This is a genomic window from Nocardia sp. NPDC058499, assembly GCF_042719915.1.
Taxonomy (GTDB): Bacteria; Actinomycetota; Actinomycetes; order Mycobacteriales; family Mycobacteriaceae; genus Nocardia.
Genome location: NZ_JBHXMZ010000002.1, coordinates 261,894 through 288,490, shown reverse-complemented (window position 1 = coordinate 288,490; position 26,597 = coordinate 261,894). Strand labels below are relative to the sequence as shown.

The window sequence follows — 26,597 nt, the reverse complement described above, 5'->3', positions numbered from 1 at the left end:
CTGCTGGATGGTAGTCGCCGCCGGTGACGGGAAGCCGTAGCCGACGCTCGAACGGCATGGGTCAGAAGGTAATTGCTGATCACACCCGGTGAGTTCGCCGAGGAACGTGTCGCCGCCCGGCGACCCGCCCTGCTCGGCCGGTACGCCCGTGAACCTCCGTGGCGGCCGGGGGCGTAGCCGCCTTCGCGCCGGGTTATTTGTAGAAACCTTCGCGCAGGTTGATACCGTGCTCGACCCAGACCTTGAGCGCGGCCAGCATGCCGGTCCACCCCTCGCAGTTGCCGAAGGCGTTCTTCGCGCCGGCTTCGGTCGGGCGCCACGACGATTCGGTAATGGTGACCAGGGTCCGGGTGTCGTTGTCGATCGGCTCGAATTCGAAGGTTGTGGTGGTGGCACCGGCCTCGTCCGTGGTGGCCTCGCCGTCCCACTGGATGACGATCGTGCGCGGCGGGTCGGCCTTCAGTACCCGCACCGGAAATGCGCCCGGGAAATCGTGGAAATCCCAGGTCACCTCCGCTCCTGGGGCGAGCCGGCCGCGGGCTCCTCCGGTGGTGAAGTACTTCGACAGCTGTTCGGGATCGGCGACCGCCTCGTAGACCTCGGCGCAGGGCTTGGCCACGCGACCGGAAACGGTGAAGGAGAGTTCTTTCAGCTCAGACATGTGATAAATTTACAACATGTCTGCGGTTGATGACAAGGACCCTGATGATCTGGTGTTCAAAGCGCTGGGGTCGGCGACCAGGCGGGCCATGCTCGACGCACTCAAGGAAGCGCCGCGCACCACGGGTGGATTGTGCGAATTCTTTCCCGAATTGGACCGGACGACGGTGCTGCAGCATCTGCGAGTGCTGGAGCGGGCCGGGTTGGTGACCGGCCGCAAAGTGGGCCGGGAACGGCATCTCTCTCTCGCGCCGATGCCGATCAAACGCATTTACGACCGGTGGATCGGCGAATACGCGCGCGCTGCCGTCGAATTGCTCGGCGATCTCGATGCCGAGTAGTCGTCACCGGCGGAGTGGGTCGGTCAGCGGCGGCGGCCGGCGCACGGGGCCGTGCGCGCGGTTTTGGCCTGGTCGACCTCGTCGTCGGTGAGGGCGCGGACCGGTAGTTCCTGGCGTGCGATGCTGTCGGCGCGAATACCGTTGAGCGTGATGGCCATATAGCGGCGCCAGATTTCGGAATTGATCGGTTTGGCGAATTCGGCGAGCCCGTCGACCATATGGATCATCGCGAAGAGGTCCGACGGTTCGATATCGGGTTGCAGTGCGCCCGCGGCCCGTGCGCGTTCGACGATGGCGGCGACCGCCGGTTTGATCCGGTCGCGGATGCGGTGGAAGCGTTCGGTATCGAGGTCGAGTTCGAGGATCACCTCGCTGAACCCGCGGTTGATCGCGAGGTGGCGGCAGGCGTATTCGACGAACTGGACGAGGCCGAGCCACGGGTCGGGGTGGTGCACACTCGCCTCGGCGGCATCGGCGAATTCGCCGAGGTGGTGTTCGAAGACCTCGGAGATGAGTTCGGTTTTGTTGGCGAACCGGCGGTAGACCGTACCCACTCCCACGCCCGCGCGTTCGGCGACATCGTCGAGGGTGATCTCGAGTCCGCGATCGGCGAACAGTTCGCGGGCGGCCTCGACGATGCGTTGCTGATTGCGGACGGCATCGGCGCGCAGGCGCCGGGTGCGCAAGGTCGTGGCGGGTTTCACAGCCGCAGTCTATCAACGGCGGGATTAAGTGGAGGCGTGATCTCCGTTATTGTGTTAGCGTTCAGATAAGCGGAGACGCATCCTCCATTTAACCACTCTTTCTAGGGGCGAGATGACTACCACGTTCGATCGCGGGCCATCCGCGCAGGAAAAACCGTCCGGCAGGCGCGGGTCGCACGCGCTGCGATGGTGGGTTCTCGCCGTTCTCGGCGTCGCCCAGCTCATGGTCGTGCTCGACGCGACCGTGGTGAACATCGCGCTACCCGAAGCCCAGCGTGACCTCGGCTTCGACGATGCGAGCCGCCAATGGGTGATCACCGGCTACGCCCTGGCCTTCGGCAGCCTGCTACTGCTCGGCGGCCGGCTCAGCGACCTGTTCGGCCGGCGCAACACCTTCATTATCGGGCTGATCGGGTTCTCGGTCGCCTCCGCCGTCGGCGGTGCGGCCGCCAACTTCGAGATGCTGGTCGCGGCACGCGTCGGCCAGGGAGTTTTCGGTGCACTGCTGGCACCGGCGGCGCTGTCACTGCTCACCGTCACCTTCACCGAACCGTCCGAACGGGCGAAGGCCTTCGGTATCTTCGGCGCCGTCGCCGGAACCGGCGGAGCCATCGGCCTGCTGCTCGGCGGCGCGCTCACCGAATGGGCGTCGTGGCGGTGGGTGATGTTCGTGAACCTGATCTTCGCCGCGGTCGCGCTGGCCGGCGCGGTACTGCTGCTGGCCCGGCACGCCGCCGGCACCCGGCCCAAACTCGATATCCCCGGCACGGTTGTCGTCACCGCCGCCCTGTTCGCGATCGTCTACGGCTTCTCCCACGCCGAGAGCGAAGGCTGGACCGACTCGGTGACGCTCGCGTTCCTCGTCGGCGGCGCGGCCCTGCTCGCACTGTTCGTCTGGCTCGAAATGCGGGTGGCGCATCCACTGCTTCCGCTGCGTATCGTGCTCGACCGCACCCGCGGCGGCGCCTACCTCGCGGTATTCGTCATGGGTATCGGCATGTTCGCGATCTTCCTGTTCCTGACCTACTACATGCAGCTCACGCTGGGCTATTCACCGATCATGACCGGTGTGGCATTCCTGCCGATGGTCGCCGGAATGATCGTCTCGTCCACCACGACGCCGTCGCTGCTGCTGCCGAAGATCGGCCCGAAGGTGGCCGTCAGCGGTGGGTTCGCGATCGCCGCACTCGGAATGGCGTGGCTGACGCAGATCGGCCTCGATACCGGTTACACCACCCATATCCTGCCCAGCCTGGTCCTGCTCGGCCTCGGCCTCGGCGCCGCCATGTCGACGGCGTTCCAGAGCGCCACCGCCGGGGTGCAGCACGACGACGCCGGTGTCGCCTCGTCGATGATCAACACCAGTCAGCAGGTCGGTGGGTCGATCGGGACCGCGTTGCTGAGCACCATCGCGGCCTCGGCGGCCGGTGACTACCTCGCCGGGCGGACACCGAGCCAGATCACCGTCGCCCAGTCGGCCATCGAAAGCTACACCACCAGCTTCGCTTGGGCAGCAGGTGTTTTCGTGATCGGCGCGGTCGTGCTGGCAATGCTGCTACCGTCCACCTTGCCTGCTCCGGCCGAGGGGGAACCGGTGCTCGCGCACTGATCTGCGGTGCCTACGTGCCCGTCTTCGCGAGTTGCGGAGACGGGCACGGTCCGTTTCGACGACTGCCCGAGCCGGTGAATGCGTGACCGCGATGCCGGCCCGCGCATCCGGCCGACCCGTCCCGAATTCGAGAATGCGACGCCGGGCGGTGGAATACGTTCGGCCGGTTCAGGATTCCGGCGGGAGAATCGGTGAGCTGAACACATCCTCGAGCGGTGTGGGCCCGGTATAGCGGCGGCAATTGCATTTCACCCATTCACGCAGACCGTGGGTGCCGCGGCGGGAGGACTCGGCATGGCAGGTTCCATTGGCGCGGTCGTGCAGGGCCAGATCATGGCCGCAACCGCAGCGCGCGGTGAGTTTCCGGGCCGATCCCGCTCGGCGCCGTGGTACGAACCGGCCACAGGCCCAGCCGACCGCGAGAAGGCCTGCGCCTACGGCAAGGCTGAGGGGGTCGAGCATGCAGCCAGTATATGAATACGCTCAGCGGGTCGGGCCGGTTCAGCCGATCATTGCCGCAGTAGCGGTGGCGGCAGGGCGTATCCGTTGTCCTCGAGGACGTCGCGGAGTACATCGGGGCGGTTGGTGATGATTCCGTCGACGCCGAGACCCAGCAGGTGTGCCATGGTGGCGGGGTCGTCGACCGTCCACGGCACCACCCGGAGTCCGCGCCGGTGTGCGGTATCGACCAGTGCCGCGGTGGTGAACGGGGTGTAGCCGGGGTCCGCGATCGAGCCGTCCTGGGGATCACCGTGGACCGGCGAGAGGGTTTCGATGCCGAGAGCGGCCGCCGCGGCCACGTACTTCTCCGGCAGCGACCCCGCGAAGTCGTCGATATCCAGCCCGCCCAGCCACGGTGAAGCGCCGGGCATGCCCTCCTGGAGGAACTGCGCCCCGTTCGTCAGCGCCACCAGCGGGAGCTCGGGGGCAAGCTCGCTCACCATACGCAGGGTGGCCCAGTCGAAGCTCTGCACGCTGACCTGGTCCTGTATTCCGGCGCTTCGGATCTCGCGCACCACAATCCGGGCGAAATCGGCGCCGGGCATGGTCTCGTGCGGGGCCGCGGCCTCCACCTTGGTCTCGATGTTCAGCATCACCGATTCGGCGCGATACGCCCGCACGAGATCGAACACCTCCGACAGCAGCGGCATTCTCGCGCCGGGCGCTGTCCGCTGTGCGGGATATCCGGCAAGCGGCCGTGAACCACAATCGAGGGTCCGTACCTGGTCGATTGTGAGGTCGCGGATGAGAGCCGGGCCGGGAACATAGGGATATTCGGGGTCAGCGGGGAACGCCGGCGCGGTATCGGCGCATTTGGCCGGATTCGGATCTCGGTCATGGGTAACGACCGGGTGACCATCGGCCGTGATCTGGATATCGAGTTCGAGTGTGCTCACCCCGAGTTCCAGCGCGTGGGCGAAAGCGGGCAGGGTGTTCTCCGATATCAGGCCCAGTCCGCCTCGGTGCGCCTGCAGATCGAAGGCGGGTCGCTCCGGTGCCGGCGTCGCACCGGTCGAACATCCGGCGATCAAGGCCGCCAGGACCGGCGCATATACCCACCGCATGGCCTCATCCTGTCCTACCCGGGCTGGGGTCGTCGACCATTCGGGGCCGGATCGGCGTAGTGGTCGCCGAGGGTTCATCGGCGGATAACAGTCGTGGTGCCGGATGGGTACAGGAAGTTAACCCGCTGGTGGATAAACCATTCCGCCGGGCCCCGCCGGTGCGTGTCCGGGCGGGCCCGGCGGGACGACGAGCGGGCTGCCGGAGCCGGTGGGCGGAGCGTCGCGAGACGATCGTGGTGGGCCGGGGCCCGGTGAGTGCAAGGAGTGAGCGCGGCGAACGAGGCGTTCAGTCGGCGGTGGGGGAGCGGCCGGCGGCCAGGGCTGCGAGACGCTGGAGCGATTCGCGATTGCGGGGGATAAGCGCCAGATCCTGGACCGCACCGGGTAGCAGCCGCCCGGGCCCCTGCGAGACGCGTTCGGCCATCCGCACCTCGGTGCTGTCGCGTCCGAGCGCGATGAGGTCGAGCGAGATATGGGCCGCCCCGGCCGGCCACAGCCGGGCCTCCAGTTCGAGATGATGCGGCGGATCCACCGCGCTCACCGTGGTGGTGTCGCTGCGGGCCAGCGGCCACCCGCCGACGCTGTGGTGGATCCGGGTGCCGATCGCCGGCCATCCGGTATCGACCTTGCGGATATGCGTGGCGCCGACAACCCACAGCGCATAGAGCCAGCCGTCGGCGAGGACGGCGAATACGTCCTCGATCGGGATCGGGATACGCACACTCGGTTCGGCCGGCATCGCAGCTCCGATCGTAGGGAGAACCTGCTGTCGCGTGGGCACCTGCGCCGCACGGCAGTTACGTCGCCCGGCGAGGTACCCGGCCGCCGGTCCGCGAAACGCGCCGGGATCGAGGCGCTGGCTCGGCCGGAGTTCCCGATAAGCCGCACTCCCTCGAGCGTGCTGTTGTCGCTCGAGGGAGTGGCAGTCTGCCCGAGGAGTTCGGGGCAGGGGGATCAGCCGGCCGGGCGGGTGGCCCGGCGGGGACGGCGCGAGCCACGGGCCCGCGTCGGATCGGCGTTATTCGTGGTGCTTGTATGTGCGGCCCGGTTCGTACCGGCTGCTTGCTTGCGTGCGGGTGCTGCGGGAGCCTCGTGGCCGGACGCGACCCGCTTGCCGGCGCGTCCCGCGGAAGCTCCGCGCCGGCCGCTGGACCCGCGTGCTCCGGCGTGTTCGGCCGCACCGGAGCGGTCGCTGTGGCCGGAGCGTTTACCCGGTCCGTCCGGGCGGGTCCGCCGTCCGGTGCCGGCGGCCGCGCCGGTCGTATCCGCGCGGCCGTTCGCCGATGTGCGTGCACCGCGCGCGCCACGCCTGCCGTTGCGGGCAGGTTTGTTCTCGGGGCGCGAGCGGTCGGCCGGAGCCGGTTCCGTGGGGAGTTGCAGCGCGGCGGCCGCACCATCGGAGAGTTCGGCGAGGATCGGCGAATCGACGGTCACCGCGCGCGGTTTCACCGTGATCCCGGCCTTGCGCAGCAGCGCCGCGACATCCTTGCGTTGTTCGGGCAGTACCAGCGTGACCACGGTGCCCTCGGTGCCGGCCCGCGCGGTGCGCCCGGACCGGTGCAGGTAGGCCTTGTGCTCGGCGGGCGGGTCGACGTGGACCACCAGTTCGAGTTCGTCGACGTGGATACCGCGGGCGGCGATATCGGTCGCGACCATCACCCGGGCCGTCCCGGCAGCGAATGCGGCGAGGTTGCGGTCGCGGGCGGGCTGCGAAAGGTTTCCGTGCAGGTCGACGGCGGCGATACCGGCGCGCGTCAGTTCGCCGGCCAGTCGCCGGGCGTGGTGTTTGGTGCGCATGAACAGGATGCGGCGACCGCTACCGTTGGCCAGCATCCGGACGATCTGTTTTTTCGCCGCGGCGCCCTCGAGTTCGAAAACGTGATGCTCCATTTTCGGCGGCGGGTCACCGGCTTCGTCGACCGAATGGGTGACGGGTGCGCGCATGAACCGGTCGACCAGTTTCCCGACCCCGTTGTCCAGGGTGGCCGAGAACAACAGGCGCTGACCACCGGCGGGGGTGGCCGCGAGGATCCGCGTGACGCCGGGCAGGAAGCCGAGATCGGCCATATGGTCGGCCTCGTCCAGCACGGTGATCTGCACCGCGTCCAGCGCGACCGCCCGCTGTTTCATCAGATCCTCGAGCCGGCCCGGGCAGGCGACGACGATATCGACACCTTGTTTGAAGGCCTTGATCTGGCGATTCACCGGGACACCACCGAATACGGTGGTCACCCGCAGTCCGCGCAGCTGCGCCAGCGGGGTGAGGGTGGCGGCGATCTGAGTGGCGAGTTCCCGGGTGGGGGCCAGGATCAGCCCGGCCGGGCGGCCGGGTACCCGCTTGGTGCCGGCGAGCCGGTCGACCATCGGGATCGCGAAGGCCAGGGTTTTACCGCTACCGGTTTTACCGCGGCCCAGTACATCGCGGCCGGCGAGGCTGTCGGGCAGGGTGGCGGCCTGGATGGGGAACGCTGTGGTGATACCGGCGGCCGCGAGTTCGTCGACGATTCCGGTGGATACGCCGAGATCGGCGAAAGTCTGCGTGACAGCAGTGTGGACAGGCATGAATATAGTGCGCCTTTCGGCATCGGAGGTGATACCGCGACGTCCGATCGGACCGATGTCCGTGCCTTCACGAGGTGGCGGTGTCGCGGGTCCGACGCGAAAAGCAGGTATCCCGCGACGGCTGTACATGCATACTCATCGGCGCAGGTACAGCAGTCACCCTACAGCACAGGTGAGTGGTTTCCGGTATTCGTGAATCGGCGCACAGTCGGCCGGCTTCGCCGGTTCGCCGGCCGGTAACCCGAAATGGTCTGGTCCTGTATGTGTGAATTATCAAAGTACGCTGAATCTTTCGCGTTTACGGCCTACCGAACCAGGTGGGCGGTATTACGCTGAGTGCGTCGTCACCACCGACCCGAGCGCTCCGATTCCCTACGCCTGGCGAGCGTGGTATATCTCTGCTGCGGCGCCCATCCGGGTTCCGGCGAGTTGATCGAAGAAGAGTGTGCGCGTGTCCAATCCCACCGATCCCACCCGCGGGCAAACACAGAGTCCCCCCTCGCCGGCGCGTACGGCGCCGGGCGCCCGTGCCGGTGATCCTGTCCAACGAGTGATGCTTGTCTCAGGGCTCGGTGTGACGCTGGCGATCGTGGGTTTGGTCGTGACGCTCATTGTCGGTCCGGGCTCGGGGGACGCCGATTCCGATTCCGCGCTCCCCGCCACCACCACGACGGAAAGCTCGGCCGCTGTGCCGGCGCCGGCACCGCCCGCCACGACCACCGGTGCCGCCCAGCAGTTCCTCGCCGAACTGGCCCCGGTCGACAGCACCGCCTACACGGGGTCGATCACGGTCAACGGTGTTGCTTATCCGCACGCGATCTACCAGCAGTTCAGTGGCTGCAGCACCGAGGTGAGCCACACCTACGATCTCAACCGGGAATGGTCGCGGTTCTCCTCGGTGATCGGCGTGGCCGACGGAGGTAATACGGAATCGGCCCTGCAGTTCGCGGTGGTTGCCGACGGGAAATCGGTTTTCACATCCGGAAATATCGGTGTGGGCGTACCGCCGAAGGTGGAAATCCCGGTGGCCGGTGTAGAGAATCTGACGATCACCTTCACCCTTCTCGACGGTGCTTCGTCGAGTTGCACCCAGCTCGGCAACGGTGTGTGGGGCGATCCGACCCTCACGAAATAGGTTCGGCGAATAATTTATCCGGGACCGCTCGTTCACTCCGGGACGACTACCTCATCGGTCGATTTGTCGGTACGTAGACCACGCCAGCTGGGGTGACGCAGCCCTTCTCCGGTGTATTCGCGGTATTCGACATCGCCTACGAGAACGGGCTCCACCCAGTGCGGGGTTCCGGGCCGGCCCCGTGTCGAAGTCAGCGGGAACAGGGGTTCGGTGCGGGCGAGTTCGTCGAGCCGGGCACGCAGCGAACGGCGGTCGGCGAAGGTGAAACCGGTGCCGACGTTACCGATGTGGACCAGGTTGCCCGCCGGATCGTGGGCACCGAGGATCAGCGATCCGAACGACCCGGAGACCGACCCGCTGCCGGAGGTCCAGCCCGCGACGACGGCCTCGGTGGTCCGGCGGAACGGGGTCTTGATCCAATCCGGGGAGCGCCGGCCCGGCCGGTACACGGAATCGGTCCGTTTGGACACGATGCCCTCGAGATGGTTGTCCCGGGCGGCGGCCATCATCTGTTTCGCGTCGACATCCACCCAATACGGCGGAGTCAGAACCGGTGCGGTGGTGAACCCGAGCCGCTCGAGCCGTTCACGGCGCCGCAGATACGGCTCTCCCGTGACGGTTTCGCCGCCGTCGACGAGCACATCGAAGAGGAACAGCTGAACCGGCACTTCCCGCACGAGTGCACCGCCCGGTCGCGCGACATGCATGCGGCGTTGCAGCAGCGCGAACGACGGTGCGCCGGCCGGTGTCTGCGCGATGATCTCACCGTCGAGAACCAGGTCGCGGTTGCCGGCGCCGGCACTCAGGGCGGCCACTAATTCCGGGTACGAGTCGGTGATCTCGCGGCGGTTACGGCTGTAGAGCCGGCAGGTCCGGTCGCGGCAGATCACGATCGCGTGCACGCCGTCCCATTTCATCTCCACCGCCCATTCCGGGGTGTCCGGCGCCCGGCCCGCCACGGCCAGCATCGGCGCCGGGACGGTCGACCCGGTCAGGACCCGCCCCTCACCCCGCGTGCGCCGGTGATTACCGGCGCCCGGCGGTGGGCGTCGATCCTGCGGTGCGTCGCGCAGGTGGTTCCACAGACGGGTCCGGATGCCATGAGTCCTCGCTTCGTAAGGCGGGTACTGCCTGGTCAGCCGCAGAATACGGAGCTGTCCGAACCATCCGGAGCAGACACGCGGTAGACGGAACCTTCCGCAATGTGCGGATCGGAAATGCCCGCGGACCTCCCATGATCAACGTTCGCGCTGAGCGGAACCGGTTGTACCGATGACGGCGTAATCTTGTAATCAAGTAATCGTTCTAGCGAGAAGGTGATCCCCATGAGGCACGGACACCGGGGGCGTGGATTCGGCCGGCCGGGCGGATGGCAGCAGGCAGATCTGCCCGAAACCGGCGATATCGCGGATTGGTTCGCGGGCCGCTTGCCCGCCGAGTGGTTCACCGGCCCACCGGCGATCGAGATCGACCGCGACGAGATCGTGGTGATCGGCGAACTACCGCTACCGCAACCGGACGAGGCGGCGGGCGAGGAATCCGGCCGCCCGATTCCGGAGGCGACCAAGGAGGGCGCGGTTGCCCGGTTCCGCGAGTCCACCCGGTCGGCGCGGATGCAGATCGCGGACGAGGCGCAGCAGCGTTACCGGCGCAGTGTCGCGTGGGGCGTCTCGATCGACGGGCAGCGAATCCTGTTCACCCACTTGGCGGTACCGGTGATGACCCGGCTGCGGCAACCGGAGCGAAAAGTGCTCGACACGCTGGTCGACGCCGGGGTTGCGCGGTCCCGGGCCGATGCGCTGGCGTGGGCGGTGCGGCTGGTAGGCGAGCACACCGAGTCGTGGCTCGAGGAGTTGCGGACGGCGATGCGAAAGGTCGACGATCTGCGTTCGGAAGGTCCGCAAGGGCTCTGATGTGTTGCCGCTGCGGTCCGCCACGGTCTGGTTGGCTCGACGCACGGGACCGGGCCGGTGGGAGACCGATAGGGACCGCGGCTTCGCTACAACGGCTGCCGCCGAGGGGCCGGTCCGGTGACTACTTCGTAGGCAAGCGGCGCGGTCGTGGAACAGCCCGCGCGCAGCACGGTGCGGGATGGACAACGTCCCGCACCGTGCTGTGGAGAGTTCAGCCGGGGCTGTAGGTCATGCAGCGCGCCGCGTGATCTCCGGGGCCCGGGCCGACCCGGATCTCACCGGCAGTGCATTCCAGGTCGGTGTTGTGCGTGCAGTCCGCGCGCTGGCAGGCACCGACCATGCTGGTGACCGTATCCAGCCCACCTTTGACCGCCAGCGGAATGAACGTCGCGCAATCGGCGCTGCCGTTCTGGCCGGAGACATTGATGGCGTAGGCGTGGCAGCCGTCGTGATTGTTGTAGGAACAGTCGTTCACTGTGCATTCGCTGACGTGCGGCATTTCCATGGTTGTCATGCGCTTCGTCCTCCTGGGCTGTGGGAGTCATGCTCATGCGGATACCAGAATAGACCGCCGTCACAGCCCTGAATACCCGTCGGATCGTTCCGGAGAGTTCGTTGATCTCCGAGCCCGGGTTTCCATATTGCGATCGAATAGCTAGTGCGACGACGGCATGGGATCGGTGCGCCAGTTCCGGATCTCGTGCGCCCAGGCCTGCAGCCCCGCCTGGAACCCCGACCGCTGTTCGGCGGTGAGGGTGGACATGGCCGCCAACAGCGGCTCCGCGCGCCGGGCGACGAATTCTTCGACATGCGCGCGGCGGGGCGGCAGCAGCGATACCAGTGTGCGCCGCCGGTTGGCCGGGTCCGGTCGGCGTTGTACCCATTCGGCGCGGTCGAGATCGCCCACCAATTCGCTGACCGTGGACAATGCCAGCCCCATCCGCCCGGCCAGTTCGCCGACGCTGATCGCTTCCTCGGCCACCAGTTGGACGCATACCGCGCCGTGGCGGGGGGTGAGCCGGTGTGCGGTGAAGGATTCGAGGTATGCGGCCGGCATATCCGTGCGTGCCTTGTCGAAGAAGTTCGCGACCAGCGGCAGGAATCCGATCAGCTCGGTGATCTCCTGTGCGGTCGGCTGCCTCGGCGTGTGGGTCTTGTCCGGCATGGAGCCATCTTATATGTTCGTATTCACAAACAGTTCGGATATACGAAGTGAGTGAGGCTGCCATGTCGGCGTACAGCGATGCGGTCAACGATGCGCTCGAACGGCTCGACGATCTCGGATACGAGCGCAACCTGGGCGGCGGCGATCTGGCCAATCACGGCCCGATGGCCGCCGAAGCGCTCGCGGTACTCGGCCACACCGCCGCGATCCCGGACTGGGTCGCGGTATATCGGGCCGCCGCGCCGCACCACGATCCGCCCGTGCCTTGCCAGCGGCTCACCGACGAGGAGTCCGACTGGCGCGCCGCACTCGGCGATATCGGCCGGGCCGGCGATTTCGAGGAACTGTTCCTGCGCCAGATATCGGACGAGGGCTGGCGCGAGGTGCTGGTGCGCTGGTGGCCGCGTTTGCTACCCGGTCCGATGACCGGCCTCACGCACGGCCTGATCCGGACGGCGCATGCCGTGCGGGGGCTGTCGTCCACCGACCAACCGACTCGGCTGCAGTCGAACGAACTCGCCCGCGCGCTCGGCTACTGGGCCGCCCGGTTCATCGATGCGCCCGGCCCGGGTCGTCTCCGGGGAGTAACCGGCCTTGCCGCCTCGATCGCCGCGGTACCCAGGCTGCCGGAGCCGGAGACCCCGCAGCAGGCGATGGCGCGCCTGCACACACCGCGCACCATGCCCGGTTACGAAGAATCGCTGTCCGCGCTGGCTCCCGAGCGCGCCGACCGGCTGCTGTCCCGGATGACCGCCCATTTCGCCGGCGTTTGTGGCGCACACGCGGTGGCGCAGTTCCCGATTCCGCTCATCCACGGCGTGACCGCCCCCGCCGCGGCCCGGCTGGTGTTGCCGAATCTGCCCGGAGAACTGTATGAACCCACACTCGCCGCGGTATGGCAGGCGCAGGTGACGTTGCTGATGGCGGCGACCACCGACTGTTCCGGTGAGACCGAGGCGCCGGTCCATGCGCAGCAGGCCGATACCCCGCCGTGGGACGAGCTGATCGCCCGCGCGGTCGACCACGGGGACGAGCACGTCATCAAGTTCACCGAGGCATGTCTACGTGAAAACGCCCTGAGTCCGGATCCGCGCTACGCCTGGGCGGTGGACCGTGCCCAGCAGCTGGTCGAGCGCCCTGATGGGCCGAATGGTCCGGCGGTGGTCGTACGGTTCGGTGCTGCACCGCAAGGCTGATCGAATCGGTCGCCTGCAGTCCGCAGGCCGTAGCCGGATCGAGGCGCCGGCGTCACGGGCGGTCGGTCGAGCGGCCTGACGGTCCGAACGGCCCGGCGGGGACAGTCCGGTTCGGGGGACGGTGTGGCGCAGCAACGATGAGCGGCCGGAGTTCCGAGCACGGCCGTCGTCGACCGGCGGCGCCGACGTTGTGTCGTTCAGGCCCGCCGGGGTGGGCCGGCCGAGCTCGACCGCCCTCGGTCGAGCCGTGCTCGCGTGGTGGCAAAATTACGTGAACGCTATTTACTAAAGGGTGTTCACAAATGGGGGTGTGGTGTGGTTCACTTCAGGGGACAGTGTTCTGCAAGGAGGCATAGTGACCGCACCGTCCCTGTCCCACGACTTCGATTTCACCGATCCCGACCTGCTCGCCGCTCGGCTGCCGATCGAGGAATGGGCCGAGCTGCGCCGCGCCGCGCCCGTCTGGTGGGTCGACCAGCCCAACGGCGTCAGCGGTTTCGACGACGGCGGGTACTGGGTGGTCAGCAAGCTCGACCACATCAAGGAGATCTCCAAGAACTCCGAGGTCTACTCCACCAACGCCAATACCGCGGTGATCCGCTTCAACGGCGAGATCACCCGCGACGAGATCGATATCCAGCGCGCCATGCTGGTCAACACCGATCCGCCGGAACACGACAAACTGCGCCGCATCATCGCCCGCGGTTTCACCCCGCGTGCCGTGCAGAGCCTGCGTGACGCGCTCACCGAGCGCGCCGAGCGCATCGTGCACGAGGCCAAGAAAACCGGCGGCGGCGATTTCGTCGAGCAGGTCGCGTGCGAACTGCCGCTGCAGGCCATCGCCGAACTCCTCGGTGTGCCGCAGGACGATCGCGGCAAACTGTTCGAGTGGTCCAACCAGATGATGGGCTACGACGATCCCCAGTACGCCGACAGCTACAAGATGGCCAACGCGCAGGTCATGGGTTACGCCTGGAACCTCGCCGAGGAGCGTCGCGGCTGCCCCGCCGACGACATCATCACCCAGCTGCTCAGCGCCGATATCGACGGCGAGGCACTGAGCTCGGAAGAGTTCGCCTGGTTCGTCATCCTGCTGGCCGTCGCCGGTAACGAGACCACCCGCAATGCCACCACCCACGGCATGAAGGCCTTCGTCGACAACCCCGAACAGTGGGAGCTGTACCGCGCCGAGCGCCCGCGCACCGCCCCCGACGAGATCGTCCGCTGGGCCACCCCGGTCATCGCCTTCCAGCGGACCGCCCTGCAGGACACCGAAATCGGCGGCCAAGCCATCGCCAAGGGCCAGCGTGTGGGCCTGTTCTACTCCTCGGCCAACTTCGACGAGGACCACTTCACCAAGCCGTTCGAATTCGACGTCACCCGTAACCCGAACCCGCACGTCGGCTTCGGCGGTACGGGCACCCACTACTGCGTCGGCGCGAACCTCGCCCGCCTGCAGCTCGACCTCATCTTCAACGCCATCGCCGATGTGATGCCGAACCTGCGTCAGGTCTCCGAACCCGTTCGGCTACGGTCGGGTTGGTTGAACGGCATCAAGAATTGGCAGGTCGCCTACGAATGACACCACCCGCGCGGCGGGGCCGGATGCCCGCGGTCAGTGACGCGGATATCCGGCGCGTGGCCGCGGAGTTGCTGGTTTCGCATGGCGCGGAGGCATTGACCCTCCGCGCCATCGCGCGTGAACTCGGCATCACCGCCCCCGCCCTCTACCGCTACTACCCGTCTCGCGAGGAACTCCTCGCTGCCCTGCGCCGCGATATCTGCAAACGCCTCGCCGACGATCTCGCCGCGCACGTGGCCGAACTACCCGATGACGGGGTGGTCCGGCTGTTCGCCATCTGCCGCGCGTTCCGGCGCTGGGCCCTGGCCCATCGCAACGAGTTCACGCTGGTATTCGCCTCCCCGTCCGACGGCAACCCGGGCACGGTTCGCCGATTCGACGAATCGTTCGGCCTGGTTTTCCTTGAAGCAGCCGGCAAGGTTCTGGGGGCCTACGATCTGGCGCCGCCGCCGGTCGAATCGATTCCGGAAGCGCTGCGGACCGATCTCATCGCGTTCCAGACCGAACTCCTCGCGCTGCTGGCTGGGTCGGAACAGAAGTTCCCCGCCGAAAAATTCGACCTCGGCGTCGCGTACCTGATGATGATCGTCTGGGTTCGCCTGTACGGTCACGTGACGCTCGAGGTGTTCGGCAATTACCCGATGCCTGTGAGCGACCCGGACGTGCTGTTCGACGCGGTACTCACCGACCTCGCCGCCGGAATCGGACTCGCCGCGGGAGATAGCGCCTAGCTCCGGCCTCGTTCCGGCGATTCCGTCCGTGCTCCTACCGAGTGCGGACGAGAACCAGGGATTCCTCAGCGCGTCCGGGTCGTCCTATGTCATGGGAACTGCGGATTCCATCGAAGACGGCGACTGGGTCTTCCGGTTGAAGGGAGCATCCAGGGATACGTCGTTCGACGCGGTGACCTGCGGGTTCGGGTGTGTCGGTAGGGGGTTTCGGTGGCTGGTTCCCGGTAGATTGGGTAGTTCAGCTCTCTGTGTCGACTCAATAACTTGAATCATTCCAGATTGTGGGTACCGTGGAGGCGTGCCACCGACGAGATGTCGTGGCTCCGCCCGGAGCGGCCGTTTCATGGACACCATCGAACAGTTCACCCAGGAGGGCATTGCATGACCACCGACCCCGCCACCGACCACACCTCCTCGAAGCCGTCCACCACCGAATCCGGCGCACCGCGGGAAAGCGACGCCCACTCGCTCAGCGTGGGAGCGAACGGTCCGCTGCTGCTGCACGATGTCGCGCTCGTCGAGAAGCTCGCCCGGTTCGACCGCGAGCGGATCCCGGAACGCAGCCCGCACGCGAAGGGCTCCGGCGCGTTCGGCGAACTCGAGATCACCGAGGACGTATCGCGCTACACCAAGGCGAAGCTGTTCCAGCCGGGCACCAAGACGCCGATGCTGGCCCGCTTCTCCACCGTGGCCGGCGAGCTGGGTTCACCCGACACCTGGCGCGACGTCCGCGGTTTCGCGCTGAAGTTCTACACCCAGGACGGCAACTTCGACATCGTCGGCAACAACACCCCGACCTTCTTCGTCCGCGACCCGATGAAGTTCCCGGATTTCATCCATTCCCAGAAGCGCACCCCCGATTCGGGCCTGCGCGATAACAACATGCAATGGGACTTCTGGACCCTCTCCCCGGAGAGCGCCCACCAGGTCGCCTACCTCATGGGCGACCGAGGCCTCCTGCGCACATGGCGCCATATGAACGGCTACTCCTCACACACCTACATGTGGGTGAACGAGGCCGGAGAGAAGTTCTGGGTCAAGTACCACTTCCTGACCGATCAGGGAATGGAGTTCCTCACCAATGAGGAAGCCGGTGAACTCGCAGGCGAAGACGCCGATTTCCACCGGCGCGACCTGTTCGAGTCGCTCGAGAACGGCGACTACCCCTCGTGGCGGGTCGAGGTGCAGGTCATGCCCTACGACGACGCGAAAACCTACCGCTTCAACCCCTTCGACCTCACCAAGACCTGGTCGAAGAAGGACTACCCGCGTATCCCGGTCGGCCGCTTCACCCTGAACCACAACGCGGTCAACCACTTCGCGCAGATCGAGCAGGCGGCGTTCAGTCCCTCCAACACAGTCCCAGGTACCGGCATCTCCCCGGACAAGATGCTGCTGGGCCGCATCTTCTCCTATCCCGACGCGCAGCGGAACCGGCTGGGCACCAACTTCAACCAGCTCCCGGTGAACCGCCCGGTCACGCCCACCAACTCCTACGACAAGGAGGGCGCGATGCAGTTCCTCCACTCCGGTGACGCACCGGTGTACGCGCCGAACTCCTACGGCCGCGCCTACCAGGACGAACAGGGCCCCGTGGACAACGGCTGGGAGTCCGACGGCGAACTCGTCCGGTCGGCCTACTCGCTGCACGCGGAAGACGACGACTTCGGCCAGGCCCACACGCTGGTACGTGACGTGTTCTCGGAAGAGGAGCGGCAACGGCTCGTGCAGACCGTGACGGGGGCACTCCGCGGCGGGGTCGTCGAACCGGTGCTCTCCCGTGCTTTCCTGTACTGGAAGAACATCGACCAAGAGGTCGGAGAGAGCATCGAGAAGGAGTATTACAGCCAGGTCGGCAAGTGATGTAGCCACCTGAAACGGCAGCGGCCGGTCCTCCCCGAAGGGCCGGCCGCTTTTTCACCCGACCGAGGTAGCAGCGGTCGCTTGCCGGCAATCGAGAACGCCGGTGGAGGCCGGAACTCGCCGGACTTCACCGGGAACGGCGGAAGGTGAAGCGGGCGGTGGCGAGGTAGAACGGGGCGGGCACGATCGGGTGCCGGCGACGGAGCTGCTGGAAGATCGCGCGGTACCAGGAAATGGGGGAGTGGGTGCCGGTGGCGAAGATGTGCATGGTGTCGTCGCCGTCCAGGACACAGGCGGGACCGCAGATTCCGGCCGCGTACCAGGGTGCCGCGCCGGTGTCGGTGTCGAGGAGTCGTTCGAAGGGTTGCCAGGAGGCGCGGTCGCCGGGAATTCCGGTGGTGTCGGCCAGCCAGAGGCCCTGGCTCGGGAACGGGTCCGTGCCGTGGAGGTTTGTTCCGCGGGCCGCGATCATGCGGGAACCGGCGTCGCCGACAGCGACCGTATTGTTGAAGAAACCCTCGACCGTATTGGCGAACTTTTCCGGTGTCGCCCAGTTCTTCCCGTCCTCGCTTGTGGTGTACCGCATCTCGTAGTCCGGCAGTTCCCCGCGGCCGACCTCGCCGACGCATGCCAGATACCACATCCGCCACTGCCCGCCGGCCCACAGCACGTACGGCTCCATGGCGCTGGGTCGCGTCTCGTCCCCGTACAGAACCGGTTCCGGGTGCCGTACCCACTGTCCGCCGGCGCCTCGCTCCAGGTAGCCGATCGCGTATCGGCTGCGCTTTCCACTCATCGCGCGGCCGAGCTGTCCGGCGTAGTAGATCCGCTCCACGGTGCGGGCGTTCGCCGTGCCGCGCACATAGGTGGGGGAATGCATCCCCGGGCTGTCCCAGGCGTCGTGTTCCGGTGCGCCCAGCGCGACCGCACGATCGTGGGTGTCGGTCACGAATTGCCAGCGGTCATCGGTGATATCGGCGCCCTCGGGGAGCCGCGCTTCGTACAGCCTGACCCGGAACCGGCTGTTCATCGCGCCCACGAACATGCACCATCTGCCGTCGAGATGATGGATATCCGGGTCGCTCACCCCCAGCAGTCCGTGCCCGGGTCGCGGGCTGTCGAGCATATCGAACAGCTTGCGGGTTTCGACCAGTGACCAACCGGCCGATTCCACTGCCTCGTCCCCGTTCGGTGGTTGCACACTACTTATCCTGCCAGCTGCCCCTTACACCTGTGTCATCGAACGGACACATGGGCGGTGGCCACCTGTGCGAGCATGCGAATCAACACAGATTCTTTACGCAGATTCGCAAGGAGTATCCGTTTTGGGTGATTTCCTCGATACCGTCAACGGCTACATATGGAGCGACGCACTCGTCTACTTGTGCCTGGCTACCGGCATCTATTTCTCGGTGCGGTCCCGCTTCCTGCAGTTACGCCAGGTACCCGAGATGATCCGGTTGATGATGAAGGGGGAGAGATCATCGGCGGGGGTTTCGTCGTTCCAAGCGTTGGCGATATCACTGTCCGGACGGATCGGCACCGGCAACATCGCCGGCGTCGCGACCGCGATCGCGTTCGGCGGGCCCGGCGCGATGTTCTGGATGTGGGCGATGGCCTTCCTCGGCGCATCGACCTCGTTCGTCGAATGCACCCTCGGCCAGATCTACAAGACCCGCGACCCGCTTACCGGCGAATACCGCGGTGGGCCCGCGTACTACCTGAGTAAAGCCATGGCACATACCAAGGCCGCCCCCGCCTTCCGGGTCTACGGGTTCGTCTTCGCCGCGGTCACCGTGCTTTCCACCGGTGTCCTGCTGCCCAGCGTGCAGTCCAACTCCATGGCGTCGGCGATGCAGCAGGCCTGGGGGTTGTCGGAGTGGGTCGTGGCGTTCGGTACGGCGGCGGTGCTGGCGGTGATCATCATCGGCGGCGTCAAGCGGATCGCGGCCTTCGCATCCGTGGTGGTGCCGTTCATGGCCCTCTGCTACATGTTCGTCGCCCTGATCATCGTCGTGGTCAACGCCTCCGAGATCCCCTCCGTGATCTCCACGATCTTCGCGAGCGCATTCGGTGCGGACGCGGCCTTCGGCGCGATCGTGGGCGCGGCGGTCATGTGGGGTGTCAAACGCGGTATCTACTCCAACGAAGCGGGGCAAGGCAACGGACCGCACGCCGCGGCCGCAGCCGAGGTCTCCCACCCCGCCAAACAAGGATTCGTCCAAGCGTTCGCCGTCTATTTCGACACGCTGTTCGTCTGTAGCGCAACGGGTTTCCTGATCCTGTCCACCGGCGCCTACCGTGTGTTCGAAGGCGAGACCGCCGACGGTGCCGTTATCGCCGACGGTGGCGTCCTGCCCTCCGATGTGGTCGTCGGCCCCAGCTTCGTCCAGCACGGCTTCGATACGTTCTGGAGCGGCGCCGGCTCCACCTTCGTCGCGCTTTCCCTGGCATTCTTCTGCCTGACGACGATCATCGCCTACTACTACATCGCCGAAACCAATCTGCGATTCCTGCTGAACAAGTACGGCACCGCGACGGTTCCGGTCCTGCGATGGACGGTGGGTTCGATCGCGACGGTCGTATTGCAGGCGCTGATCCTTGCGTCGGTGGTGGTCGGCTCGGTATCGACCGCGGCGGAAGCCTGGGCGCTGGGCGATATCGGGGTCGGTTTGATGGCCTGGCTCAATATCATCGGCATTCTCATCCTGCAGCAGCCGGCGTACAAGGCGTTGCGGGACTACGAGAAACAGCAGCGGGCCGGGGTGGATCCGGTATTCGATCCGAGGGCGCTGGGGATCGCCGGCGCTACGTTCTGGGAGACCTACGAGCCGTCGGGCGACAAGGAGAAGGCACCGGCCAGGACATGAGTTGCCCAGCATCAATCGACCGGGGCCGCTCGGCAAGTGGACGGAAAGGGGGCGGGGCAATGAGTGGGGTATCGGGTTCCGGGCAGGATCATGACCTCAACGACTACGGCCGAACCTGGCTTTATTCGGAACATTCGATGCGCAACCCCGGCGAGGCCGCGCGGGAAGGGCACCATGAAACAACGGATGCGGCCATCTCGCTTCGCCGCCGGCCGAGCTCCCGGAGCGACGCTGGACCACTGCTTCGGATGTCACGACGACGACTTACCCGAAACGCGGTGCCACTCGACCTGGAGTTTGCGCAACCGCTCCCGAGTGTCTGTACCGCACATGGCGGGCCCGCTGTGGCGTGGGTGCCCATAAGGTCTGTCTTCTACGAAACCGCGGTCCACCCGCGCGACCCGAACCTCTCGTTTCATGCACCGCATCGGTATCCACCGTCCTCGACTGTGGTCGACGGTGATTGGCCCATATGCGACTTGTGCCGCCGCAATCGGCGCCGCTACCGCCGGATGGCCGGTGTTCTCGCGATAGTCATGGCCATCAACCTGGTTGCGGTTGTCGTCGTCGCACGGGCACTGCACTACGACCCGCTGATACCGCCACTGGCACTCGGCGTATTTCCGGGTTCGATTCCGATCGGATTGCTCGTTATGTCATGGCTCTACAACAAGGGTAATCCCCGGATGACGCTGCGGCCCATCGACGACGAACGGTTCCTGCGGGTCGCGGCGCACCCGAACTTCGGGGCCGCCGTACAGCGTGTGAACACGGAACCACAGGGCGAGCCGCCCGTTGTTCAGCACTATCGCCTCGAACACGGTCGAGTGGTGCCGGACCATTCGGTGCAGAGCGGGCAAACAGTCCCGGTTCCTTACCGGATGGAGAACGGCAGAATCGTGCCGAACTATGCCGCGAGGCCCGGGAATGATCTCTGACGCGCCAAGGGCCCCGGGCGGTTCGGTCCTCGATGCGCTACAAAGCAAATGCGGCGACGGGGACGCTGGACCATGCTGGGGACGTGAGCACCGTTTTCACCGTCCCCATCGAACGCCCTTTCCCGGCAGGCATCCTCATTCCACCACATGCCGATATCCGTTGGCAGGGCGATGCCCCTGGTGATCCCGTGATCGCTCCCGGGGCCTGGTATCCCTACCGGGAAGGAATCTCTACCCGAGTACTGACCGTCGGCTGGTCCGACAGCGCCCTCGAGGTAACCCTGCCCGCGGCGTCCGCACCGGAGGATCTCGACCTGGCGCTTCGGATACTGCGTGCCGCGGCGCACCATGCCGGTGGCGACGTCGACACCGAATACGGCACGCTCCCGCCCGGTGACCTGACCGATGTGTACAACGAAGAGTGGGCGCTGCATCAGCTCGGCCGGTCGGTGTCCATGGTCGCGCACCTGTCCGAGCGCAGCGGCGGGGTTATTTCGCTGCCCGGCCCTACCCGCGATGTCAAGCTGGGTCCACGCTCTCTGCCCGAACTCGACCATGGCGATGAGCGCACGCGCGGTCGCCGCCTGCTCGAACTGATGCGCCGGGTGCTGTGGCCGGACCCACGGTACGACCCAGCCGGTGTTTTCGAAGCGAGCAAGGACGACGAGAAGTTCACCTTCGCAGTGCTACTTTCCGAACGCGCCTGTTTGATGCCGGCCGTGGACCGAATCCTGGTCCGCGACAGCGCCGACAGTGTGCTGCAACTACCGCGTGCGGCCTTGGACCGACTGCCGATCGAGCACACCCGGCTGGATGACGGGCACGACCTGGTGGAGTCGACCCCCGCGGCAACCTGGCCCGAGGTGGTTGCAGCTGCCCGTGAACTGGTGGTTCCCCAGCCCAGCACCGGATGAACGAACCAGCGGATCACGAATACCGAAACCTGCCTGTTCTGCTCGACGAAGACCAACAGAACTGTATAACCCACCCCACCGACCGATCCGTGCCCGGACGCATTTCGGGCTCGGGAACTCTGTCGATCGGTCCTTCAGGCTCCCCGCCGAGAAGCATCCGTCGCCACTGTGCGGCGCGATCGACGGCCGTGAACGGCTCCGGCATGACCATGCCACTGGGCATGATGTCAGCCGAGATACGGCTTCGGCCTTTGTTCGGCGTGATGCCGTAGCCGCAGCCGTACCGTCTCGTGCACCGGAAGCGTTTCCAGCTGAGCCGGCGTCAAGAACTCGACTTCGGTCGATTCCGCACTGACCGCGATGGCGCCGCCGGTCACGCGGCCGTAGAACGTGATGTTGAATTCTTGCCTGACCTCGCCGTCTGCGTAGGCGATCACGTGTTCGGGATCGGTGTATATCCCCAGGATGCCGGTTATTTCGATGTCGAGGCCGGTCTCTTCCTTTGTTTCCCGGATCACGCACTGCTCAAGGGTTTCGCCGATCTCCATGGTTCCACCGGGAAATGACCAATTCCCGGAGTCGCTGCGGCGTTGCATCAGAACCGCGCCGCTCTCGTCGACTACGAGGGTCGATCCTCCGGGAACCAGACTGTTCGGCTCGGGCGCGTCGGGGTCGCGGTAGTAGTCACGCCGTGAGGCCATCGGAAACCATCTCTTGCAGGTACGGGGTCACGGCTCCCCAGGGGCCCGAAGCATTGCCGATTCGAGGCGCTGGCTCATGCCTGAACCATACCGGGACATTCAGATGGTTTGAAGTGTCCTTGGAAACGTCCCGGACGTAGTTCAGATGTCCAGCCCGTGTCCATACGTTGGTTCGCGACCCCCGTGGCGTGTGTCGGCACCACGTCACGGGGAGTCTGCCAACGACGCGAGGGGAAGAACGATGGGGTTCCTGGATTCCGCAATATCCGTTGATGCCGCTCGTCTCCGGGCGGCAATCGCCTACGTCCGGCGCGACCTTCCCGGATCCGACGCCGATCTGCATGCACTCGCCGAAAGGCACGGCTACCGACTCGTGTTCACAGTGGTCGCCGATGCCGGCCCAATTGTGTCGGGACTCATCGTTGCTCAGCATATTTGCGAACACGACGCCTCGGCTGTCGTCGTACCGGGCTTCCAGCATTCCGAAGCTATCCGGACCCTGGTCACCGACCTGGCCGCGCTCGTCACCCCGATGCAGCTCTATCCACGCGGTTTCCGTTGGCCGGCTGTCGAATCCGGAGGCAGCTGATGTCAGTCTGGGATCTCCTGCTGCTCATCCTGGCGCTCGCGCTGGTGTGCTTCACGGCGGCGCTGTCCTGGACCGGCGATGATCGCTGACCGTACCGAGGCCCTCCCGCGATGACCGTGCCTCCCGTTCCCGAACGGCTCGAAAAGGCGATCATCTTTCTGCGCGGCGAAGAAGACGGGCGCGTGTGGCTCGATGCGCTGCCAGGTCGAATTGCCGGCTACGCCGACTGCTGGGATCTGCGGTTGGGGAGTATCGCCGATAGCGGTGCCATGTCGTGTTGTGTGTATGCGACTACCGGAGTCGGAACCGCGGCGGTGCTGAAGATTCCCGTCGACCAGGAATCCGGGACCACCGAGATGGCCATGCTCGAGCGCTGGTCGGCGGCGGGCGCGACGCCGGAAATTCTGCAGACCGACGAGGAGTCGGGTGTTTTTCTGATGTCCCGGATCGTGCCGGGTGATATCGCCTGGCCCGTGCACGGTGCCGGCGATTCGGAGCAGTTCGGCGAGCTGTTGAGCAAGCTCAACGCTGCGGGGCTGCCCGAACCACCGGACCTGAAGGATCTCGCCGATATCGCGTGGATGCGCATCGGCTGGGCCCGTGAGCGCTTCGCCGACGAACGGTACGCCGAGGCCGTGAACAGGGTTGGGGCCGTGGCGCACCTCGTCAGAGCAGAGGAGTTGCTCGAGCTGCTGTTCCGGACCAGCAGCGGGCAGCATGTTCTGCATGCCGACCTGCAGGCGAAGAATATTCTCCAAGGGCCGGGGAGTTGGTACACGATCGATCCGCTCGGCGCCGTGGGGGATATCAATGCCGAGGCGGGGTTGTGGGTGGCGATTCAAGACGGGCCGGAATCGATTCCGGATCGGCTGGTCGAGCTCCGCGCGCACCCGCTTCTCGACGAAAACCGTCTCTACGCCTGGACATACGTGTTCGCTGTGGCCGAGTATCGCCCCTATCTCCCCGCGTCTGGCGATCGGATCGAGTCATTCGTGGAGGCGGTGGATCCCGCTGAGATCATGAATGGTGTTCAGTCGGCTGGGTGAAGACTGCGGAATCAGTGTCGGCGAGTATGCCCGCCGCCAGGACCGTCTAGGGTCGGGAACGCCGAACCTGGTGCAGTAGACAGAGACTGCTCGACGCCGGACTCGCTCCGTCGGGGTGGCCGGAACGACGGCGGTCACAGCTTCTTGAGCCGCCGTCGATTGACCGTCAGCACCTCGTCCGACAGGTCCGGGGCAGCGTCCGCGGTCGCCCGGGAGAGGACCAGCGCGCCGACCATCTGGCTGAACAGCGCCACCGCGCGCTCGCGGGCTTCGGCGGGAGCGAGTTCGGTGCCGGACTGGCGTGCGCGGTCGAGCAGCATGTCGGTGATGGTGGCGAAATAGCCGTCGAGCCCGCGCTGGTATTCGGCCTGGGCGGCGGCGCCGTGGCGGCCGGCGTCGGATACGAGGGCGGCCGAGGCGCAGCCGATTTCGGGGTGGTCGCGGTGCTCGGCGTTGACGTACCCGTCGACCATGTCGTTGAGGGCCGCGCGCGCCGAGCGGGGATGCGCTTCGCGGATGGCGTCGAGCGCCGCGAGCGAGTCGGTGAAGCCCTGGTGGAGGACTTCGAGAGCGAGGTCGTCCTTCGAGGCGAAGTGGTTGTAAAACCCGCCGTGCGTCATGCCGGCCGACTTCATCAGCTCATCGATGCCGATGCCGTCGATGCCGCGCAGCCGGAATCCCGCACCGGCCGCGTTGACGATCTTCTCGTGGTTGAGCCGCTTCTGCTCTTGCGTGATGCGGGGCACGTCGACCACCTTCCGGGCGAGATCGTCTCTCTCGATGATACTCATCATCAAAATGAGAGTGCACGGAGGAGTCCAGGCTTGACAGTTAATGATGACGTCTACAATCATAAATTAATGATGGCGGACGTCATCGAAGACTGAAGGGACGGTCATGAACTTCGGAACCATCGGCGCCGGGACGGTCGCGCAGGCCATCGCCGGCCACCTCGTGACGGCCGGCCACAAGGTGACGCTCAGCAACAGCCGCGGCCCGGACACGCTGCTCGACGTCGTGACCCGGCTGGGGCCGCTCGCGAGCGCGGGTACAGCCGACGAAGCGGCCGCCGCCGACATGGTCTTCCTCACCGTGATGTGGCCGCAGGTCGGTGACGCACTGGCCGGGCTGCCCGAATGGGACGGCCGCATCCTGGTCGACACCACCAACACCCTGGCGTCGATGCTGCCGACCGTCGCCGGCCTCGGGGTGGAGACGGCGAGCGAGTTCGTAGCCGATCGTGCGCCGGGCGCGCGGGTGGTCAAGGCCTTCAACACCCTCTACGCCCAGTACATCGCCGCCGATCCCCGGCACGCGGAAGGGCGGCAGCTGCTGTTCTACGCCGGTGACGACGAGGCCGCCAAGGCGGATTTCCACACCGTCGCCGACGCCCTGGGATTCGCGCCGGTCGACGCCGGGACGCTGCGCGATGGCGGCCGCCTGATGCAGATCGGCGGACCGCTCTCGGCGCTGCATGCCCTGAGGCAGGACTGAAGCCATGAAGGCGCTCGCGTACGAGAAAGCGCACGCGCTCGACGCGTTCGCCATCACTCTGGCCGAGGTCGCCGAACCTCGGCTACGCGACGGTGACCTGCTGGTCGAAGTCCGTGCGATCGGCATCAACCCGGGTGAAGCGGCGATCCGGCAGACGCGCAGCGCCGAGCCCGGCGGGCGGGTCATCCTCGGCTGGGAGTTCGCCGGGGTCATCGCCGCGGCCGGGCCCGCGGCCACCGGGTTCACGATCGGGGACCGGGTGATGGGCACCGGCGACTTCACCCGCGACGGCAGCTGGGCCGAGCGCGTCGCGGTCGACCACCGGGTGGTCGCCAAGATCCCGGACCGGCTCGCGTTCACCGACGCCGCGTCGCTGCCCATCGGTGTCCTCACGGCCTGGGAATCGCTGTTTCGCGACCAGGACGCGCTGCTGCCCGGTGTCGGCCGCGTGCTCGTCATCGGCGGAGCCGGCGGCGTCGGGTCGATGGCCACGCAACTACTCAAGGTTATGACGGCGGCATTCGTGATCAGCACAGCCTCGCGGCACGAATCGCGGAAGTGGGCGACGGCGATGGGCGCCGACCTGGTCGTCGATCACCGCGGTGACCTGGCCGGGCAGCTCCACGCGGCGGGGATCGACCACGTCGACCTGGTGTTCTCGACCTCGGGCACCAGCGGCCATCTGGGGGCGATCGTCGAGGTGCTGCGCCCCTTCGGTCACCTGGCCTCCACCGACCTCACCGGCCCCTTCGACCCGGGGGCCCTCACCGGAAAGTCACTGTCGCTGCACAGCGAGATGGTGTTCAGCAAGATCGTGGCCGGCAGTGACGTCGGCAGCCAGGGCCGGATCCTCGCCCAGGCAGCGAACGACGTCGCGGCGGGCCGGCTGCGCCCGATCGTCACCACCACGCTCGAGGGCCTGACCGCCGAGACCATGAAGACGGCGCACGCCCTCGCCGAGAGCGGCCGGACCATCGGGAAGACCGTGATCCAGGTACCCGGCTGAAGCCGGTGAACGT

Annotated in this window: 27 protein-coding genes; 15 read left to right on the top strand and 12 right to left on the bottom strand. The window is 66.5% G+C overall.

What is annotated here, in order from left to right; genetic code table 11:
- Positions 1 to 193 precede the first annotated feature (193 nt).
- Entirely contained in the window at positions 194 to 661 is a 468-nt protein-coding gene (locus tag ACFWPH_RS06460) for an SRPBCC domain-containing protein (RefSeq protein ID WP_378748543.1), read from the bottom strand.
- Between the two features lie 16 nt (positions 662 to 677).
- Here ACFWPH_RS06460 and ACFWPH_RS06455 point away from each other — a divergent pair, with 16 nt between their 5' ends.
- Positions 678 to 1,001 carry an ArsR/SmtB family transcription factor gene (locus tag ACFWPH_RS06455; RefSeq protein WP_378748542.1) on the top strand — a complete coding sequence of 108 codons (324 nt, stop codon included), beginning with the start codon at positions 678 to 680 and terminating at the stop codon, positions 999 to 1,001.
- Positions 1,002 to 1,024: 23 nt separating this feature from the next.
- On the opposite strand, the gene ACFWPH_RS06450 is transcribed toward ACFWPH_RS06455, so the two are convergent.
- Positions 1,025 to 1,705: a TetR/AcrR family transcriptional regulator gene (locus ACFWPH_RS06450; protein WP_378748541.1), complete on the bottom strand. Its 681-nt coding sequence runs from the start codon at positions 1,703 to 1,705 to the stop codon at positions 1,025 to 1,027.
- A gap of 112 nt (positions 1,706 to 1,817) precedes the next feature.
- Between ACFWPH_RS06450 and ACFWPH_RS06445 the strand changes: the two genes are divergently transcribed.
- On the top strand, positions 1,818 to 3,314 hold the full coding sequence (locus ACFWPH_RS06445) for an MFS transporter (protein ID WP_378748540.1): 1,497 nt from the start codon (positions 1,818 to 1,820) through the stop codon (positions 3,312 to 3,314).
- A gap of 168 nt (positions 3,315 to 3,482) precedes the next feature.
- Here the strand turns inward: ACFWPH_RS06445 and ACFWPH_RS06440 are convergent, their stop codons facing one another.
- From ACFWPH_RS06440 to ACFWPH_RS06425, 4 genes are all read right to left on the bottom strand, one after another.
- Positions 3,483 to 3,776: a hypothetical protein gene (locus tag ACFWPH_RS06440; protein WP_378748539.1), complete on the bottom strand. Its 294-nt coding sequence runs from the start codon at positions 3,774 to 3,776 to the stop codon at positions 3,483 to 3,485.
- Between the two features lie 47 nt (positions 3,777 to 3,823).
- Positions 3,824 to 4,879, bottom strand: coding sequence for a glycerophosphodiester phosphodiesterase family protein (locus ACFWPH_RS06435; RefSeq protein ID WP_378748538.1), 1,056 nt, complete (start codon positions 4,877 to 4,879; stop codon positions 3,824 to 3,826).
- Between the two features lie 286 nt (positions 4,880 to 5,165).
- Positions 5,166 to 5,618, bottom strand: a complete 453-nt coding sequence (locus tag ACFWPH_RS06430; RefSeq protein WP_378748537.1) for an SRPBCC family protein — start codon at positions 5,616 to 5,618, stop codon at positions 5,166 to 5,168.
- Between the two features lie 215 nt (positions 5,619 to 5,833).
- On the bottom strand, positions 5,834 to 7,441 hold the full coding sequence (locus tag ACFWPH_RS06425; RefSeq protein WP_378748536.1) for a DEAD/DEAH box helicase: 1,608 nt from the start codon (positions 7,439 to 7,441) through the stop codon (positions 5,834 to 5,836).
- A gap of 553 nt (positions 7,442 to 7,994) precedes the next feature.
- Between ACFWPH_RS06425 and ACFWPH_RS06420 the strand changes: the two genes are divergently transcribed.
- Positions 7,995 to 8,576, top strand: a complete 582-nt coding sequence (locus ACFWPH_RS06420; protein WP_378749402.1) for an NPCBM/NEW2 domain-containing protein — start codon at positions 7,995 to 7,997, stop codon at positions 8,574 to 8,576.
- A 32-nt stretch (positions 8,577 to 8,608) separates the two neighbouring features.
- Here the strand turns inward: ACFWPH_RS06420 and ligD are convergent, their stop codons facing one another.
- A complete protein-coding gene (ligD, locus tag ACFWPH_RS06415) occupies positions 8,609 to 9,544 on the bottom strand; it encodes a non-homologous end-joining DNA ligase (protein ID WP_378748535.1) in 936 nt (311 codons plus the stop codon).
- A gap of 357 nt (positions 9,545 to 9,901) precedes the next feature.
- Here ligD and ACFWPH_RS06410 point away from each other — a divergent pair, with 357 nt between their 5' ends.
- On the top strand, positions 9,902 to 10,489 hold the full coding sequence (locus ACFWPH_RS06410) for a hypothetical protein (RefSeq protein WP_378748534.1): 588 nt from the start codon (positions 9,902 to 9,904) through the stop codon (positions 10,487 to 10,489).
- Positions 10,490 to 10,700: 211 nt separating this feature from the next.
- On the opposite strand, the gene ACFWPH_RS06405 is transcribed toward ACFWPH_RS06410, so the two are convergent.
- Positions 10,701 to 11,003, bottom strand: coding sequence for a DUF1540 domain-containing protein (locus tag ACFWPH_RS06405; protein WP_378748533.1), 303 nt, complete (start codon positions 11,001 to 11,003; stop codon positions 10,701 to 10,703).
- 141 nt (positions 11,004 to 11,144) lie between these two features.
- A complete protein-coding gene (locus ACFWPH_RS06400; RefSeq protein ID WP_378748532.1) occupies positions 11,145 to 11,654 on the bottom strand; it encodes a MarR family winged helix-turn-helix transcriptional regulator in 510 nt (169 codons plus the stop codon).
- 47 nt (positions 11,655 to 11,701) lie between these two features.
- Between ACFWPH_RS06400 and ACFWPH_RS06395 the strand changes: the two genes are divergently transcribed.
- The 4 genes from ACFWPH_RS06395 (at position 11,702) to ACFWPH_RS06380 (ending at position 17,026) form a co-directional block, all read left to right on the top strand.
- Positions 11,702 to 12,850: a hypothetical protein gene (locus tag ACFWPH_RS06395; RefSeq protein ID WP_378748531.1), complete on the top strand. Its 1,149-nt coding sequence runs from the start codon at positions 11,702 to 11,704 to the stop codon at positions 12,848 to 12,850.
- A 355-nt stretch (positions 12,851 to 13,205) separates the two neighbouring features.
- A complete protein-coding gene (locus ACFWPH_RS06390) occupies positions 13,206 to 14,432 on the top strand; it encodes a cytochrome P450 (protein ID WP_378748530.1) in 1,227 nt (408 codons plus the stop codon).
- Positions 14,429 to 15,163: a TetR/AcrR family transcriptional regulator gene (locus tag ACFWPH_RS06385; RefSeq protein WP_378748528.1), complete on the top strand. Its 735-nt coding sequence runs from the start codon at positions 14,429 to 14,431 to the stop codon at positions 15,161 to 15,163. The genes ACFWPH_RS06390 and ACFWPH_RS06385 overlap by 4 nt, the downstream gene beginning before the upstream one ends.
- Before the next feature lie 381 nt (positions 15,164 to 15,544).
- Positions 15,545 to 17,026 carry a catalase gene (locus ACFWPH_RS06380; RefSeq protein WP_378748527.1) on the top strand — a complete coding sequence of 494 codons (1,482 nt, stop codon included), beginning with the start codon at positions 15,545 to 15,547 and terminating at the stop codon, positions 17,024 to 17,026.
- 127 nt (positions 17,027 to 17,153) lie between these two features.
- Here the strand turns inward: ACFWPH_RS06380 and ACFWPH_RS06375 are convergent, their stop codons facing one another.
- The gene (locus ACFWPH_RS06375) at positions 17,154 to 18,227 is read right to left on the bottom strand and encodes a hypothetical protein (RefSeq protein ID WP_378748526.1); all 1,074 of its coding nucleotides are present in this window, start codon (positions 18,225 to 18,227) and stop codon (positions 17,154 to 17,156) included.
- Positions 18,228 to 18,351: 124 nt separating this feature from the next.
- On the opposite strand from ACFWPH_RS06375, the gene ACFWPH_RS06370 reads away from it, so the two are divergent.
- The 3 genes from ACFWPH_RS06370 to ACFWPH_RS06360 all read left to right on the top strand — a co-directional run bounded on the left by ACFWPH_RS06370 (position 18,352) and on the right by ACFWPH_RS06360 (position 21,748).
- Complete coding sequence (locus ACFWPH_RS06370) at positions 18,352 to 19,896, top strand: alanine/glycine:cation symporter family protein (RefSeq protein ID WP_378748525.1); 1,545 nt, start codon at positions 18,352 to 18,354, stop codon at positions 19,894 to 19,896.
- 512 nt (positions 19,897 to 20,408) lie between these two features.
- Positions 20,409 to 20,834, top strand: coding sequence for a hypothetical protein (locus ACFWPH_RS06365; protein ID WP_378748524.1), 426 nt, complete (start codon positions 20,409 to 20,411; stop codon positions 20,832 to 20,834).
- Positions 20,835 to 20,917: 83 nt separating this feature from the next.
- Positions 20,918 to 21,748, top strand: a complete 831-nt coding sequence (locus tag ACFWPH_RS06360) for a hypothetical protein (protein WP_378748523.1) — start codon at positions 20,918 to 20,920, stop codon at positions 21,746 to 21,748.
- 227 nt (positions 21,749 to 21,975) lie between these two features.
- Here ACFWPH_RS06360 and ACFWPH_RS06355 read toward each other — a convergent pair whose 3' ends face one another.
- Positions 21,976 to 22,449 (bottom strand): NUDIX domain-containing protein, encoded by a 474-nt coding sequence (locus tag ACFWPH_RS06355; protein WP_378748522.1) that lies wholly within the window; start codon positions 22,447 to 22,449, stop codon positions 21,976 to 21,978.
- Between the two features lie 241 nt (positions 22,450 to 22,690).
- On the opposite strand from ACFWPH_RS06355, the gene ACFWPH_RS06350 reads away from it, so the two are divergent.
- Positions 22,691 to 23,038 (top strand): hypothetical protein, encoded by a 348-nt coding sequence (locus ACFWPH_RS06350; protein ID WP_378748521.1) that lies wholly within the window; start codon positions 22,691 to 22,693, stop codon positions 23,036 to 23,038.
- Between the two features lie 110 nt (positions 23,039 to 23,148).
- Positions 23,149 to 24,084, top strand: a complete 936-nt coding sequence (locus tag ACFWPH_RS06345; protein WP_378748520.1) for an aminoglycoside phosphotransferase family protein — start codon at positions 23,149 to 23,151, stop codon at positions 24,082 to 24,084.
- A gap of 134 nt (positions 24,085 to 24,218) precedes the next feature.
- Here the strand turns inward: ACFWPH_RS06345 and ACFWPH_RS06340 are convergent, their stop codons facing one another.
- A complete protein-coding gene (locus ACFWPH_RS06340; protein WP_378748519.1) occupies positions 24,219 to 24,875 on the bottom strand; it encodes a TetR/AcrR family transcriptional regulator in 657 nt (218 codons plus the stop codon).
- 106 nt (positions 24,876 to 24,981) lie between these two features.
- Here ACFWPH_RS06340 and ACFWPH_RS06335 point away from each other — a divergent pair, with 106 nt between their 5' ends.
- Together ACFWPH_RS06335 and ACFWPH_RS06330 are read left to right on the top strand one after the other, a co-directional pair.
- Entirely contained in the window at positions 24,982 to 25,578 is a 597-nt protein-coding gene (locus ACFWPH_RS06335; protein WP_378748518.1) for an NADPH-dependent F420 reductase, read from the top strand.
- Between the two features lie 4 nt (positions 25,579 to 25,582).
- A complete protein-coding gene (locus tag ACFWPH_RS06330; RefSeq protein WP_378748517.1) occupies positions 25,583 to 26,584 on the top strand; it encodes a zinc-binding dehydrogenase in 1,002 nt (333 codons plus the stop codon).
- Positions 26,585 to 26,597 lie beyond the last annotated feature (13 nt).

Bases quoted from the DNA above. Each gene is read 5' to 3' on its own strand.
- ACFWPH_RS06460 (WP_378748543.1), bottom strand. From the start codon at position 661: ATGTCTGAGCTGAAAGAACTCTCCTTCACCGTTTCCGGTCGCGTGGCC.
- ACFWPH_RS06455 (WP_378748542.1), top strand. From the start codon at position 678: ATGTCTGCGGTTGATGACAAGGACCCTGATGATCTGGTGTTCAAAGCG.
- ACFWPH_RS06445 (WP_378748540.1), top strand. From the start codon at position 1,818: ATGACTACCACGTTCGATCGCGGGCCATCCGCGCAGGAAAAACCGTCC.
- ACFWPH_RS06440 (WP_378748539.1), bottom strand. From the start codon at position 3,776: ATGCTCGACCCCCTCAGCCTTGCCGTAGGCGCAGGCCTTCTCGCGGTC.
- ACFWPH_RS06435 (WP_378748538.1), bottom strand. From the start codon at position 4,879: ATGCGGTGGGTATATGCGCCGGTCCTGGCGGCCTTGATCGCCGGATGT.
- ACFWPH_RS06430 (WP_378748537.1), bottom strand. From the start codon at position 5,618: ATGCCGGCCGAACCGAGTGTGCGTATCCCGATCCCGATCGAGGACGTA.
- ACFWPH_RS06425 (WP_378748536.1), bottom strand. From the start codon at position 7,441: ATGCCTGTCCACACTGCTGTCACGCAGACTTTCGCCGATCTCGGCGTA.
- ACFWPH_RS06420 (WP_378749402.1), top strand. From the start codon at position 7,995: ATGCTTGTCTCAGGGCTCGGTGTGACGCTGGCGATCGTGGGTTTGGTC.
- ligD (WP_378748535.1), bottom strand. From the start codon at position 9,544: ATGCTGGCCGTGGCGGGCCGGGCGCCGGACACCCCGGAATGGGCGGTG.
- ACFWPH_RS06410 (WP_378748534.1), top strand. From the start codon at position 9,902: ATGAGGCACGGACACCGGGGGCGTGGATTCGGCCGGCCGGGCGGATGG.
- ACFWPH_RS06405 (WP_378748533.1), bottom strand. From the start codon at position 11,003: ATGACAACCATGGAAATGCCGCACGTCAGCGAATGCACAGTGAACGAC.
- ACFWPH_RS06400 (WP_378748532.1), bottom strand. From the start codon at position 11,654: ATGCCGGACAAGACCCACACGCCGAGGCAGCCGACCGCACAGGAGATC.
- ACFWPH_RS06385 (WP_378748528.1), top strand. From the start codon at position 14,429: ATGACACCACCCGCGCGGCGGGGCCGGATGCCCGCGGTCAGTGACGCG.
- ACFWPH_RS06380 (WP_378748527.1), top strand. From the start codon at position 15,545: ATGACCACCGACCCCGCCACCGACCACACCTCCTCGAAGCCGTCCACC.
- ACFWPH_RS06365 (WP_378748524.1), top strand. From the start codon at position 20,409: ATGGCCGGTGTTCTCGCGATAGTCATGGCCATCAACCTGGTTGCGGTT.
- ACFWPH_RS06355 (WP_378748522.1), bottom strand. From the start codon at position 22,449: ATGGCCTCACGGCGTGACTACTACCGCGACCCCGACGCGCCCGAGCCG.
- ACFWPH_RS06350 (WP_378748521.1), top strand. From the start codon at position 22,691: ATGGGGTTCCTGGATTCCGCAATATCCGTTGATGCCGCTCGTCTCCGG.
- ACFWPH_RS06345 (WP_378748520.1), top strand. From the start codon at position 23,149: ATGACCGTGCCTCCCGTTCCCGAACGGCTCGAAAAGGCGATCATCTTT.
- ACFWPH_RS06340 (WP_378748519.1), bottom strand. From the start codon at position 24,875: ATGAGTATCATCGAGAGAGACGATCTCGCCCGGAAGGTGGTCGACGTG.
- ACFWPH_RS06335 (WP_378748518.1), top strand. From the start codon at position 24,982: ATGAACTTCGGAACCATCGGCGCCGGGACGGTCGCGCAGGCCATCGCC.
- ACFWPH_RS06330 (WP_378748517.1), top strand. From the start codon at position 25,583: ATGAAGGCGCTCGCGTACGAGAAAGCGCACGCGCTCGACGCGTTCGCC.